This window comes from Xanthomonas sp. CPBF 426, from assembly GCF_903989465.1.
GTDB classification, from domain to species: Bacteria; Pseudomonadota; Gammaproteobacteria; order Xanthomonadales; family Xanthomonadaceae; genus Xanthomonas; species Xanthomonas euroxanthea.
This window is the reverse complement of record NZ_LR861805.1, coordinates 3,943,750-3,956,048: the sequence shown is the minus strand read 5'-3', so window position 1 is coordinate 3,956,048 and position 12,299 is coordinate 3,943,750. Positions and strand designations below refer to the sequence as shown.

The following is a 12,299-nucleotide window of genomic DNA, read 5'->3' as shown; positions in this document are numbered from 1 at the left end:
GCTCTGGAGAAGCGGATGACGTGCTTCGGAGCAGGTGAGGCACTTTGGACAAGCCGGATGATGTGCCTCGGAGCAGGTGAGGCGCCCTGGAGAAGCTGGATGATGCGCTTTGGAACAGGTGACGCTCTAGAGAAGGCAGGTGATGTGCTTTTTCGAGCGGGTGATGTGCCTGGAGAAGGCAGCAGCGCTGGAAAAGGTGCCGCCGACCGCAACGACGCCCGCCCTGAGCCCTTGGGTGACGTTCCGTGTTACCGACGTGTTTCTCCTCCTCCCGCGGGCGGGAGAAGGTGGCGCGCAGCGCCGGATGAGGGTGCCTGCGGCAGCGCCAGCACGCCGGAAACCCAGCGCCGGCAGCCGTGATCCATCAGTGCTGCCGCATGCCGCGTCTCGCTACCGAATCCATCAGATAAAGCCGTGGCTGATCTTCGGTGTCGCTGCCGTTTCGTAGTCCGCATACGGGTCGTGCTCGCCGGAGCCGCCCTCGGACAGGCGGAACTTCAGCGCCAGCCCGTCGCGCGAGTCGGCCGCGCGCAGCGCTTCCTCCTGCTCGATTTCGCCGGACTTGACCATGCGGAACAGGCACTGGTCGAAGGTCTGCATGCCTTCTTCCAGCGATTCTTCCATCGCCTGCTTAACCTCGTGCACCTGGCCGCGGCGCAGCAGATCGCGGATCATCGGCGTGTTGAGCAGTACCTCGGTCGCCGGCCGGCGGCGTCCGTCCACGCCCTTGACCAGGCGCAGCGACACCACGGCGCGCAGATTCAGCGCCAGGTTCATCAGCACGTTCTTGTGCGCGCTCTCGGGAAAGAAATTGAGGATGCGCTCGATGGTCTGGTCGGCATTGTTGGAGTGCAGCGTCGCCAGGCACAGGTGGCCGGTCTCGGCGAAGGCGATCGCCGCCTCCATGGTCTCGGCGTCCAGGATCTCGCCGATCAGGATCACGTCCGGCGCCTCGCGCATCGCGTTCTTCAACGCGCTCTGGAAGGCATGCGTGTCCAGGCCCACCTCGCGCTGGTTCACGATCGACATCTTGTGCTTGTGCAGATACTCGATCGGGTCCTCGATGGTGAGGATGTGCCCGGTGGTGGTGCTGTTGCGGTGGTCGATCATCGAGGCCAGCGAGGTCGACTTGCCCGAGCCGGTCGAGCCGACCACCAGCACCAGCCCGCGCGGGGTCATGATGACGTCCTTGAGCACCTGCGGCAGGTTCAGCTCTTCGATGCTGGGAATCCGGCTGCGGATGGCGCGGATCACCATGCCCACCTCGCCACGCTGCTTGAACACGTTCACGCGGAAGCGGCCGGCGTCCTGCAGGGCGATGGCCATGTTGAGTTCCAGCTCGCGCTCGAACTGCGGCACCTGGCCTTCGTCCATCAGCGAGTAGGCGATTTTCTTGACCATTCCCGGCGGCAACCCCGTATTGCCGAGCGGGTAGAGCTTGCCTTCGATCTTGATGTACACCGGCGCGCCGGTGGTCAAGAACATGTCCGAGGCATTCTTCTCGGTCATCAGCTTCAGGAAGTAGCCGATATCCATGCGCAATGGTTCCCCAACAAACAGCAGCGTCTCGTTGCAAGTACGCCGCAGGCTTCCGACAATGGCCGTGCTCGAGACTTCTCGCTACGGCTCCCCTAATGACGGCTAGCTTCGCATACTTGCGGCGATCCCTGTATGGCATCGCCTGTTTCATGGTTCTTTCCTCTCCCGCTGCTGCCCAGGTGGCACCGGAGCTCACCGCCGCCGAACAGGCCGTGCAACGCGCCACCCAGGCCGATGCCGACCAATACGCCCCCGACCTAGTCAACCTGGCCCGCCAGGAACTGATGCAGGCCCAGCAGGCGCAACTGGACAAACGCCAGCGCAAGCAGGTGCCGCAGATCGCCTTGCGCGCAGCGGCCGACGCCGACCTGGCCAAGGCGCGCAGCGAAGAGGCGGTGGTCACCGCCCAGCTGGAACAACGCCGCAAGGAAGTGGCGCAGCTGCAGAACAGCCTCAACACCGGGGAGGCCGGCCGATGAAACTGCGTCCGCTCCTCTATCTTGGTGTGCTGAGCCTGGCCACGCTGCCGCCGCTGGCGATGGCCGCCAAGGACGACCCGCAGGCCGATGCGCTCAACCGGCGCCTGGCCGCGCTGCAGAACGACCCGCAGACCAACGACCTGGCCCGCTACGAGCGGCTGCAGGCGCAGCAGAGCGTGGCGGCGCTGGCCGAGGCCAAGCGCCGCGACCGCGACGAACTGGTGTTCCTGGCCGATCGCCGGGTCGAAATCGCCGAACTCACCGCCCGCACCGCGCTGGCGCGGCGCGAACTGGATCGGCTGGAGGGCACCCGCAACGACCTGCTGATCGAAGCCAGCCGCCGTGACGCCTCGCGTGCGCGCCAGGAGGCCGAGCGTCTGCGCGTGCAGGCGCAGATCCAGGCCGAGGAGGCCGAGCGCATGCGGCAGGCGGCCGAGCAGGAGACCCTGGCCCGCCAGGACGCCGAGCTGGCGCTGACCAGCGTGGCCGGCAAGCAGACCGCCAAGCTCAATGCGGCCCAGCAAAAGGCCGTGCAACTGGCGCATGAAGAAGCCGAGCTGGTGGCCGGGGCCAAGTTGCCATCCGCCAGGTTCGACAGCCGCGGCGAAGTGTTTTCGCTGGGCAGTGGCGCGTTTGGTGGCAAGGCGGCGCTGTCCGGCGATGCCGCAGGGCAGGCCAAGGCGCTGGCCGAATACCTGAACATCGGCAAGAAGGGCCGGGTCAGCATCGTCGGCTACGACAGCGATGCGGCCACGGCCAAGAAGCGGGCCGAAGCGCTGCGCGACGCGTTGGTGGCTGCCGGCGTTGCCAGTGCGCGTCTGCAGGTCAATGGCACCAAGGCCGCCGCCAGCAAGACGCGCGCTGCCGAGGTCGTTGTCTCGCCGTGATGCAAGTGGTTGGAAGTTAAGGTCTTTTAACCCGGGCATGACGCCCGGTTGAACCGCGGTCACTGATTGGCACAGGGAACGGCAAAAGCGGCCGTTCCGGCCTTGAACCCCCTCCGCGACCGGCGTAGGGTCGTACTCCCGGGCAGCACTCCGCTGCCTGGACGTACGGAGGGCCGGGCCAGTGACGCAAGGGCACGCATCAACGCAATTCGGCGGACAGCGTGTGGGTTCCGCCAGTGCGCCTGCCATTGTGATCCGTGAGTCTTCCATCCCCAAGCAGCGCCCCGTGCCGCCCGCGGCCGGGGCGTTCTTGTTTTAAGTGTTTCAAGTGAAGGAGGTAACGCCATGTTCGAAGGGCAACCGCAGACCGAAATCGACGCATTGGTCAAGTCCGATCCCGAGTTCAAGCAGCTGTACCAACGCCACAAGCTCTTGAACAAGAAATGCATGGATGCCGAACTCGGGGTGCTCCCCATCGACGACGTGACCTTGGGCCAGATGAAGCGCGAGAAGTTGCAGGCGAAAGAGAAGCTCACCCGGATGTACGACCAGCTCACCCACTGATCCTTCCCCACCGTTAGAACAAGTTCACCGTCGCGGGCGGTGGCGGCCTCCTCGTCGGCTTGCCACCGTCCGCGTCTTTCTATGCGCAATCCGTGGGTCACGCGGCGGGCAAGATGGCGCCAACGCCCGCCCCGCGGCCGGACAGTCAGGTCATGGCAGCGCGCGTTGGGCCCGCCCGTTCACCGGCCGGCGCGATCGGTTCCAGTCTGAATGAGCATTCCCCAGCTGTTCGTCGGATAATGGGCGGCCAAGCCCCGCGCGACGCAGTGACGATATTCCGATGGCGATCCATTCCTCCGTACTCGAACTGATCGGCAACACGCCGATCGTCAAGGCACAGCACCTGGACACCGGCGTCTGCGAGCTGTTCCTCAAGCTGGAGGCGGCCAACCCCGGTGGATCGATCAAGGACCGCATCGGCCTGTCGATGATCGAAGCGGCCGAGCAGCGCGGTGACCTCAGCCCTGGTGCGACCCTGGTCGAAGGCACTGCCGGCAACACCGGCCTGGGTCTGGCACTGGTCGCCCAGCAGAAGGGCTACACGCTGATCCTGGTGGTGCCGGACAAGATGAGCCGCGAGAAGATCTTCAACCTCAAGGCCATGGGCGCCCAGGTGGTGCTGACCCGGTCGGACGTGGCCAAGGGCCACCCGGAGTACTACCAGGACCTGGCCGCCAAGATCGCCGCCGAGACCCCGGGCGCCTACTTCATCAACCAGTTCGGCAACCCGGACAACCCGGCCGCGCACGAATTCGGCACCGGCCCGGAAATCCTGGCGCAGATGGACGGCAAGCTGGACGCGATCGTGTTCGGCTGCGGCAGTTCCGGCACCATGACCGGCCTGTCGCGCGCGTTCGCCACCGCATCGCCGCAGACCGAGCTGGTACTGGCCGACCCGGTCGGCTCCATCCTGACCCAGTACATCGAAGAGGGCACGGTCAGCGAGAAATCCGGCAGCTGGCTGGTCGAAGGCATCGGCGAGGACTTCCTGCCGGATATCTCCGACTTCTCGCGGGTCAAGAAGGCCTATTCGATCACCGACGCGGAAAGCTTCCACACCGCGCGCGAGCTGCTGGCCAAGGAGGGCATCCTGGGCGGCTCGTCCACCGGCACCCTGCTGGCCGCCGCGCTGAAGTACTGCCGCGAGCAGACCACGCCCAAGCGCGTGCTGGTGTTCGTCTGCGATACCGGCAACAAGTACCTGTCCAAGATGTACAACGACTACTGGATGCTGGACAACGGCTTCCTGGAGCGTCCGCAGCACGGCGACCTGCGCGACCTGATCCTGCGCCCGTACAACAAGCGCGACACCGTGGTGGTCGGGCCGAAGGACCTGTTGACCACCGCCTACCAGCGCATGAAGCTGTACGACGTCTCGCAGCTGCCGGTCATCGATGACGGTGAGCTGGTCGGCATCGTCGACGAGAGCGACGTGCTGCTGCATGTGTACGGTGACGAGGCGCGCTTCCGCGACCCGATCTCCACCGCCATGGTCAGCAAGCTCGATCGCCTGGATGTCGCCTCGCCGATCGAAGCGCTGCTGCCGGTGTTCGACCGCGGCCAGGTGGCCATCGTCATGGACGGCAACCAATTCCTCGGCCTGATCACCCGTATCGACCTGCTGAACTACCTGCGCCGCCGCGTGCAGTGATCGCAGGCAGTGTCGGGTAGCGCCGCGCGCCCGGATGAGACGCGCGGCACCGGCCATTCAGACCTGCTTGCTACAATCCGCCACTTTTTCCGGGAACCTCCATGTCCAATCGCACCCCACCCAGCCACGATGGCGAGCGCGCACTGTCGCTGGCGACGCTGGCGATCCATGGAGGGCAGTCGCCGGATCCCAGCACTGGGGCGGTGATGCCGCCGATCTACGCGACGTCCACCTATGCGCAGTCCAGCCCGGGCGAGCATCAGGGCTTCGAATATTCGCGCACCCACAACCCCACGCGCTTTGCCTATGAGCGCTGCGTCGCGGCGCTGGAAGGCGGCATGCGCGCGTTCGCGTTCGCCTCCGGCATGGCCGCGACTTCCACGGTGATGGAGCTGCTGGATGCCGGCAGCCACGTGGTGGCGATGGACGACCTGTACGGCGGCACCTTCCGCCTGTTCGAGCGCGTGCGTCGCCGCACCGCCGGCCTGGATTTCAGCTTCGTCGACATGACCGATGCGGCCGCCTTCGAAGCCGCGATCCGCCCCGAGACCAGGATGGTGTGGATCGAGACCCCGACCAACCCGATGCTCAAGCTGGTCGACATCGCCGCCATTGCCGCGATCGCGCGCAAGCACGGCCTGCTGATCGTGGTCGACAACACCTTCGCCTCGCCGATGCTGCAACGCCCGCTCAGCCTGGGCGCCGACATCGTCGTGCACTCGGCCACCAAGTACCTCAATGGCCACTCGGACATGGTCGGCGGCATCGCGGTGGTTGGCGACAATGCCGAGCTGGCCGAGCAACTGGCCTTCCTGCAGAACTCCATCGGCGGCGTGCAGGGGCCCTTCGACAGTTTCCTCGCCCTGCGCGGCCTCAAGACCCTGCCGCTGCGCATGCGCGCGCATTGCGACAACGCGCTGGCGCTGGCGCAGTGGCTGGACACCCACCCCGCGATCGAAAAGGTGATCTACCCCGGCCTGGCCTCGCACCCGCAGCACGCCCTGGCCCAGCGCCAGATGTCCGGCTTCGGCGGCATCGTCTCGATCGTCCTCAAGGGCGGCTTCGACGCGGCCAAGCGTTTCTGCGAGAAGACAGAGCTGTTCACCCTGGCCGAATCCCTGGGCGGTGTGGAAAGCCTGGTGAACCATCCCGCCGTCATGACCCATGCTTCCATCCCGGTGGCCCGCCGCGACCAGCTCGGCATCAGCGATGCGCTGGTGCGGCTGAGCGTGGGGGTTGAGGATGTGGGGGATTTGCGCGGGGATCTGGAACGTGCCCTTGAGGCGTCTCGTTCTTCATGACTGCGTCGCCGCAACGACAGGACGTGTTCGCGTATTGGCGGAGCGGGCTGGCCGGCCTTCGCCTGCAGTCGTGGGTACGCCAACAGTCCTGGTTGCAGCGTATCTATCGCGTTTTCCCGCAGCGTTGGCGCGACCGCGTTTCTTCCACGCTGTCCGCCCGCTCTTTGGTTCAAACGCGATTTCAGCGCACCGCCGCCTGGGAGCTGTGCGCGAAAGGCGCTGAGGCTTCCTTGCCGATGGACGCTGATATCTCCGTCACCCGGATTCCATCGGTGGGGATCAACATTGTCGGCTATCTCCGTGGCGAATTCGGGCTGGCGGAGAGCGCAAGGATGTATGCGCGTGCGCTGATCAGCGCGCGCGTTCCCGTGTCGTTGTATGACCTGGACATGGGACTTGCGCACTCCTGGGACGACCGGAGCCTGGATGGCCTCATCGACCAGCGCATGCCGCACCAGGTCACCGTCGTCTTCGTCAACCCCGACTACCTCCAAGCCGCGTTCGAGAAGATCGGCCGGGCCCGCATGGACGGGCATTACGTCATTGCGTGCTGGTTCTGGGAACTTGAAGTGATTCCGCCAAGTTGGCTGAGTGCCATTGCGCTGGTGGACGAGATCATGGTGGCCTCACGATTCATCGAGGATGCGTTCCGCAGCGTGACCGACAAACCGATCATGCGACTTCCGCTGCCGCTCTCTGACCAGCCTGATAGCGGTTTGCAGAGGCAGGACTTCGGGCTGGACCCGGAAACCTTCGTCTTTCTTTTCACTTTTGATTTCCACTCCTTCGTGGCCAGGAAAAATCCCCAGGCCGTGGTCAATGCATTCAGGCATGCGTTTCCCGTCGATCGCAACGATGTGCGTCTGGTCGTGAAGTCAAGCAATGGGCATATGTACCCCGAACAGATGGCGGAACTCCTGAGCCTGGTCGCAGCTGACAAGCGGATCCTGCTGCGGGACGAGGTGATCGACAGGATGCATGTGCGCGCGCTGCAGCGATGCTGTGACGTGTATGTATCGCTGCATCGGGCCGAAGGCTTCGGGTTGGGGCTTGCCGAGTGCATGTCACTCGGTAAGCCGGTCATTGCAACGGGCTGGTCGGGCAACATGGAGTTCATGACGGACAGCAACTCCTGCCTCGTAGACTACGACCTGGTGCCGGTTGCGGGCCGATATCCGGAGTCGGATGGCGCGCGCTGGGCAGAGCCGCGCATCGCATCTGCCGCAGCTGCGATGCGTCGGCTTGCGGACGACCCGTCACAGGCGCGGCGGCTGGGCGAAGCAGCCAGGGCCGATATCTGCGCAAGGCTTGCTCCCCGAAGCGTAGCGGAGCACCTGCTGGCAAGGGCTGCGAAGGTGGTCGCGTCAACGCACTGACGGTGACTGGTTTTGTCGACCCTGTGATGTAGCGATCTGGTTACCCCGCTTCACCAAAGTAGTGAACACTTTCAGAGGTAGCAACGTTGGACATGATCCGGTCCGTATGGGCCTTCCGATACTTCATCCTGTCGTCGATCAGGAATGACCTGCGTCTGCGCTTCCTGCGCAGCAAACTCGGCGCATTGTGGATGATCATTCACCCGCTCATGCAGGTGCTGATCTTTGCGACGATTCTTTCCGAGGTGCTGGCCGCGAAGCTGCCAGGCGTCAATAACAAGTTTGCTTACGCCCTGTATCTGATGGCCGGAACGCTTTGCTGGACCCTGTTTGCCGAATGCATTGGCAAGTGTGTTTCATTGTTCGTGGATAACGGCAATCTGATGAAGAAGCAGGCCTTCCCGCGGATATGTCTCCCACTCATTGCCGGCGGCACCGTCATGGTGAACAACCTGCTGCTGTTCCTGGCAATCATCATCGTGTTCGCGATTCTGGGGCACACCTTGGGGCCGCAGGCAGCCTGGCTGCCGCTGCTGATGCTGCTGACATTGGCTTTCGCGATGTCGATCGGATTGCTGCTCGGCGTCTTCAACGTCTTCGTGCGTGACATCGGGCAGGTCGTGCCGGTCGTTCTGCAGGCAATGTTCTGGGTGACGCCTATCGTTTACACCATCGATATCCTTCCCGCGCAGACCCAGGAACTCTTCAAGCTCAATCCGCTGTTCCCGCTTGTCAGCGCTTATCAGGGAGTACTTCTTTACGGGCGTTCCCCAGCGTGGATCGAGCTTGTCCCGCTCATGCTGGCGACCCTCGTCCTGTGTGTTGTGTCAATGATTGTCTTCCGCCGAGCGAGCGCTGAAATGGTGGATGCCCTATGAGCCCTGTGTTGATGGTTGAGGGGCTGGGGAAGTCCTACCGTGTCTGGGGTAGCGAGTGGCTACGCGCCGCCAGCTGGTTCGGGTTGAAGGTCAAGCCGCGAGAGGAGCACTGGGTTCTGCGGAATGTCGGGTTTTCGGTCGCTCCGGGTGAGTCGATCGGGATCATGGGGCGCAATGGCGCCGGAAAGAGCACATTGCTCAAGCTGATCACCGGTACCTCGCAACCTACCGAAGGACGCATCATCCGGCATGGCCGTATCGCCGCGATTCTCGAGCTCGGCATGGGTTTCAATCCGGACCTGAGCGGCAGGGAGAATGCCAGACATTCTGCCGGGCTGATGGGTTACACATTGGAGCAAATCGACAAGGTGTTGCCCGAGATACAGGAGTTTGCCGAGATCGGAGAGTACTTCGATGAGCCGGTACGCACCTACTCAAGCGGTATGCAGGTACGCGTCGCGTTTGCGGTGGCCACCGCATTTCGGCCCGATGTACTCATCGTCGACGAAGCATTGTCGGTGGGCGATGCGTATTTTCAGGCGAAGTGCTTCAAGCGCATCCAGTCTTACAAGGACGAGGGCATGACGCTCATCCTCGTCAGTCACGCGGTCGGAGATGTTGTCAAACACTGCGACCGTGCCATTTTGATCAAGGACGGTAGCGTGCATGCCGATGGGCCCTCGCGTGAGGTCTCCAACCTTTATCTGGACGAGTTGTTCGGCAAGAAGCCTGCATCGCTTCAGGCACAGGCCGATGATGCGCCAGGCCAGATGCACGCTGGCGATGAGGATATCTTTCATACGCGCCCTTACTACAATGCCGGTGAACATCGCTGGGGGCAGGGCGGTGCGCGAATACTCGATTATGTCGTTGTCAGCGGCGGGGAAGAGTTTCCTGCTCGCGTAGAGAGCGGTACCAGGACGGTATTTTACGTCAAGATCGCCTTCGATCAGGATTTTGACAGTGTAGTGCCCGGGTTTTTGATTAAAACCCTCGAGGGTCTATTCCTCTACGGCACCAACTCCTTCCTTTCCAGTGAGGGGCGGTCCGGGATTTCGGTAAAAGCGGGACAGGTCATCGTCTGCAAGTTCAGCATGCCTCTCGACCTCAATGAAGCGAACTATCTGGTCTCGCTCGGCATTTCCAGTGGTGACCCGCTTGTGGAATTGACGCCGCTGGATCGTCGTTACGACGCCATCGTGCTGAACGTCGCAAGAGGGATGCAATTCTGGGGGATGATGGACCTCAAGGCCGATTTCGAAATCGTAGAAGCGTTGTCATGACGGCGTCAGGATCTACCATCACATCAGAGAACATCAGTCATGACTGAAACAATGCATATTGGCGCGCGCGTGGCCGCTCTGCCTGAGAAATATCAGCCGATTTTCGGACACCCCGAGCTTTCGGAAGGAAGTTCGCGCGGCTGCGAAGACAGGTTTGTGCTGATTCGCGAATGTGCGCAAAGGCTCCAGGGAGAGCTTGGTCGCCCACTGCGGGTGCTGGATCTCGGCTGCGCCCAGGGATTTTTTTCATTGAGCCTGGCGGCCGAGGGGCATCAAGTCCACGGTGTGGATTTTCTGGATCTCAATGTCGATGTGTGCCAGGCGTTGGCCCAGGAGCACCCGACGTTCGCTGCGTCATTCGAGCACGGGACCGTGGAAGACGTCATCGCGCGGCTTGATCCAGACCAGTACGACCTTGTCCTGGGGCTGAGTGTCTTCCATCATCTGGTGCATTCCCAGGGAATTGCGCGCGTGGCGGGATTATGCCGCAAGCTCTCCGAGGTCACCGACGCCGGGATCTTCGAGCTGGCATTGCGTGAGGAGCCGCTGTACTGGGGGCCTTCTCTGCCGCACGACCCTGCGGAGTTGTTGACCGATTATGCCTTCACCAGATTGTTGTCGAGGCAGGCAACCCATCTGTCTTCGATTTCCAGGCCGCTGTACTTTGCCAGCAGCAAGTTCTGGTACGTGGGCGAGGCTGTCGGCAGGTTCAGTTCCTGGTCGGGCGAGGCGCACGCCTATGGGCGCGGAACGCATCAGTACAGCAGGCGCTATTATTTCGGCGACAAGGTGTTCGTCAAGAAGATGACGATGGGCATCGGTGGGCGCGCCGAAATCAATTGGCAGGAATTCAATAACGAGGTCGAGTTTCTCAGAAATCCTCCTGCATCGTATCCCGTACCACGGCTGATTGCGGCCTTGGACGATGCATCGGATTTGTTCCTCGTCAGGGAGATGTCCGGCGGACGCCTGCTTTCGGAGTTGATCGACGACGGCTCGCCCTACGATCCGGATAAAGTAGTCTCCGAATTGCTTGAGCAATTGGTAATGCTCGAGCGCGTGGGTCTCTATCACAATGATGTGCGTTGCTGGAATGTTCTGATGTCGCAGGAAGGCAAGGCCATTCTGATCGACTACGGCGCCATTTCTGCCGAAGCCACCGATTGCTCCTGGCTGGGCGACTTGTTGCTGTCCTTCCTGATTACGGTCAAGGAGATCCTGCAACGTCGCATTGTTCCGGCCAGTCCCGGTCGGGAACCGGCTTTGGACTTCATGACGCTTCCTCCTCGTTATCGCAATGCCTTCATCCAGGCATTTGGGGGAGACCAGGCACGCTGGACGTTTGCAGAGCTGCAAGAGTGCCTGGCGCGCTCTGAACCGGTCGCATTGCATGCGCCCGAATGGACATCGCTTTACAGCCACATGCAACAGGCGTTGCTGAGCTACAACACGCGCCTTGGCGCCCTCTATACCCAGAACGAGCATGACCGTGTTGAGCTCGCGGCACGCGCATCCTTGATTGAGCGCCTGCAGGTAGGTGCTCAGCAGGCCCAGGACAAGCTTGCAACCCTTCAGCTGGAAGCAGAGACGGCCGATAACCGCTACCGCGATCTGGAAAAGGTGAGTAGCGAACTGCAGGAATGGGCAAAAGATCTGGAAAGGCGCACTGCCGAAGCCGAGGACAGGGAGAAACAGCTCAACAGGGGCCTGGCGGATCGGGAGGCCGAGAATGCAAGGCTCGTCTCGCAGATTTCGGTGCTCGAGTCCGAGCTGGAAGAGCGTCAACGCGTTCGTGAACTGTCGGAACTGCTTGCCGCTGACCTCAGTCGACTGGTCGAAGAGCGCGATGGCATGCAGGTCAGCATGTCGGAGATGGAGCGCGTCAACACGCAGCAGCAGTCAACCATCGATGAACTGCAGGCGAAAATTGTTTCGCTGGTTCAGCGCGTCAATAGGTCGGAGACTGCCGGCGCCGCGGACGCACGCAGGGTGAAGGAGCTGCAGCTGGATCTGTCCCATCGCTTGCAGGCCCTCGAGGACGCACGTAGCCGCATTCGTGAACTTGAATTGGCAGTGGATATGCTGGAGGGCCAGATCGGAGAGCTTCATACGAGCCGCTCATGGCGTGTGACAGCACCTTTGAGATGGGTCACCATGAAGGTGACCAAGCGTGGCGGACCTCTCGTGGTTCATGCGCCGCAGCGGCTGGAGCGCACAGAGCCTGTGCTTGCGGAGGACGAGGTGGCAACGCCCGCCGATGTGGCCATCGACAAGCAGCTGGCAGCGCTGGATCAGTTGGGTAGCCGGATCAGGAAATCGAAGAAATAAGGACAGGGATTGC

10 protein-coding genes are annotated in these 12,299 nt (G+C 62.5%); 9 read left to right on the top strand and 1 reads right to left on the bottom strand.

The window, feature by feature from the left end:
* Positions 1–402 precede the first annotated feature (402 nt).
* A complete protein-coding gene (locus H7A87_RS16655) occupies positions 403–1,536 on the bottom strand; it encodes a PilT/PilU family type 4a pilus ATPase (protein ID WP_119128315.1) in 1,134 nt (377 codons plus the stop codon).
* A gap of 98 nt (positions 1,537–1,634) precedes the next feature.
* Between H7A87_RS16655 and H7A87_RS16650 the strand changes: the two genes are divergently transcribed.
* The 9 genes from H7A87_RS16650 (at position 1,635) to H7A87_RS16610 (ending at position 12,286) form a co-directional block, all read left to right on the top strand.
* On the top strand, positions 1,635–2,018 hold the full coding sequence (locus tag H7A87_RS16650; protein WP_039525328.1) for a DUF4398 domain-containing protein: 384 nt from the start codon (positions 1,635–1,637) through the stop codon (positions 2,016–2,018).
* Positions 2,015–2,905: a hypothetical protein gene (locus tag H7A87_RS16645; RefSeq protein WP_115677892.1), complete on the top strand. Its 891-nt coding sequence runs from the start codon at positions 2,015–2,017 to the stop codon at positions 2,903–2,905. The genes H7A87_RS16650 and H7A87_RS16645 overlap by 4 nt, the downstream gene beginning before the upstream one ends.
* 345 nt (positions 2,906–3,250) lie before the next feature.
* Entirely contained in the window at positions 3,251–3,469 is a 219-nt protein-coding gene (locus H7A87_RS16640) for a YdcH family protein (RefSeq protein WP_002814034.1), read from the top strand.
* Between the two features lie 280 nt (positions 3,470–3,749).
* On the top strand, positions 3,750–5,120 hold the full coding sequence (locus H7A87_RS16635) for a pyridoxal-phosphate dependent enzyme (RefSeq protein ID WP_104583283.1): 1,371 nt from the start codon (positions 3,750–3,752) through the stop codon (positions 5,118–5,120).
* Between the two features lie 101 nt (positions 5,121–5,221).
* Positions 5,222–6,421, top strand: a complete 1,200-nt coding sequence (locus H7A87_RS16630; protein WP_119128316.1) for a cystathionine gamma-synthase — start codon at positions 5,222–5,224, stop codon at positions 6,419–6,421.
* Positions 6,418–7,797, top strand: a complete 1,380-nt coding sequence (locus H7A87_RS16625) for a glycosyltransferase family 4 protein (protein WP_119128317.1) — start codon at positions 6,418–6,420, stop codon at positions 7,795–7,797. The genes H7A87_RS16630 and H7A87_RS16625 overlap by 4 nt, the downstream gene beginning before the upstream one ends.
* Before the next feature lie 92 nt (positions 7,798–7,889).
* The gene (locus H7A87_RS16620) at positions 7,890–8,675 is read left to right on the top strand and encodes an ABC transporter permease (RefSeq protein WP_180496778.1); all 786 of its coding nucleotides are present in this window, start codon (positions 7,890–7,892) and stop codon (positions 8,673–8,675) included.
* Positions 8,672–9,958, top strand: coding sequence for an ABC transporter ATP-binding protein (locus H7A87_RS16615; protein WP_102580569.1), 1,287 nt, complete (start codon positions 8,672–8,674; stop codon positions 9,956–9,958). Before H7A87_RS16620 ends, H7A87_RS16615 begins: the two co-directional genes overlap by 4 nt.
* 39 nt (positions 9,959–9,997) lie before the next feature.
* Entirely contained in the window at positions 9,998–12,286 is a 2,289-nt protein-coding gene (locus H7A87_RS16610; protein ID WP_232087869.1) for a methyltransferase domain-containing protein, read from the top strand.
* The last annotated feature ends 13 nt before the right edge of the window (positions 12,287–12,299 follow it).

Coding starts and splice junctions, on each gene's coding strand:
- H7A87_RS16655 (WP_119128315.1), bottom strand. CDS start 1,536: ATGGATATCGGCTACTTCCTGAAGCTGATGACCGAGAAGAATGCCTCG.
- H7A87_RS16650 (WP_039525328.1), top strand. CDS start 1,635: ATGACGGCTAGCTTCGCATACTTGCGGCGATCCCTGTATGGCATCGCC.
- H7A87_RS16645 (WP_115677892.1), top strand. CDS start 2,015: ATGAAACTGCGTCCGCTCCTCTATCTTGGTGTGCTGAGCCTGGCCACG.
- H7A87_RS16640 (WP_002814034.1), top strand. CDS start 3,251: ATGTTCGAAGGGCAACCGCAGACCGAAATCGACGCATTGGTCAAGTCC.
- H7A87_RS16635 (WP_104583283.1), top strand. CDS start 3,750: ATGGCGATCCATTCCTCCGTACTCGAACTGATCGGCAACACGCCGATC.
- H7A87_RS16630 (WP_119128316.1), top strand. CDS start 5,222: ATGTCCAATCGCACCCCACCCAGCCACGATGGCGAGCGCGCACTGTCG.
- H7A87_RS16625 (WP_119128317.1), top strand. CDS start 6,418: ATGACTGCGTCGCCGCAACGACAGGACGTGTTCGCGTATTGGCGGAGC.
- H7A87_RS16620 (WP_180496778.1), top strand. CDS start 7,890: ATGATCCGGTCCGTATGGGCCTTCCGATACTTCATCCTGTCGTCGATC.
- H7A87_RS16615 (WP_102580569.1), top strand. CDS start 8,672: ATGAGCCCTGTGTTGATGGTTGAGGGGCTGGGGAAGTCCTACCGTGTC.
- H7A87_RS16610 (WP_232087869.1), top strand. CDS start 9,998: ATGACTGAAACAATGCATATTGGCGCGCGCGTGGCCGCTCTGCCTGAG.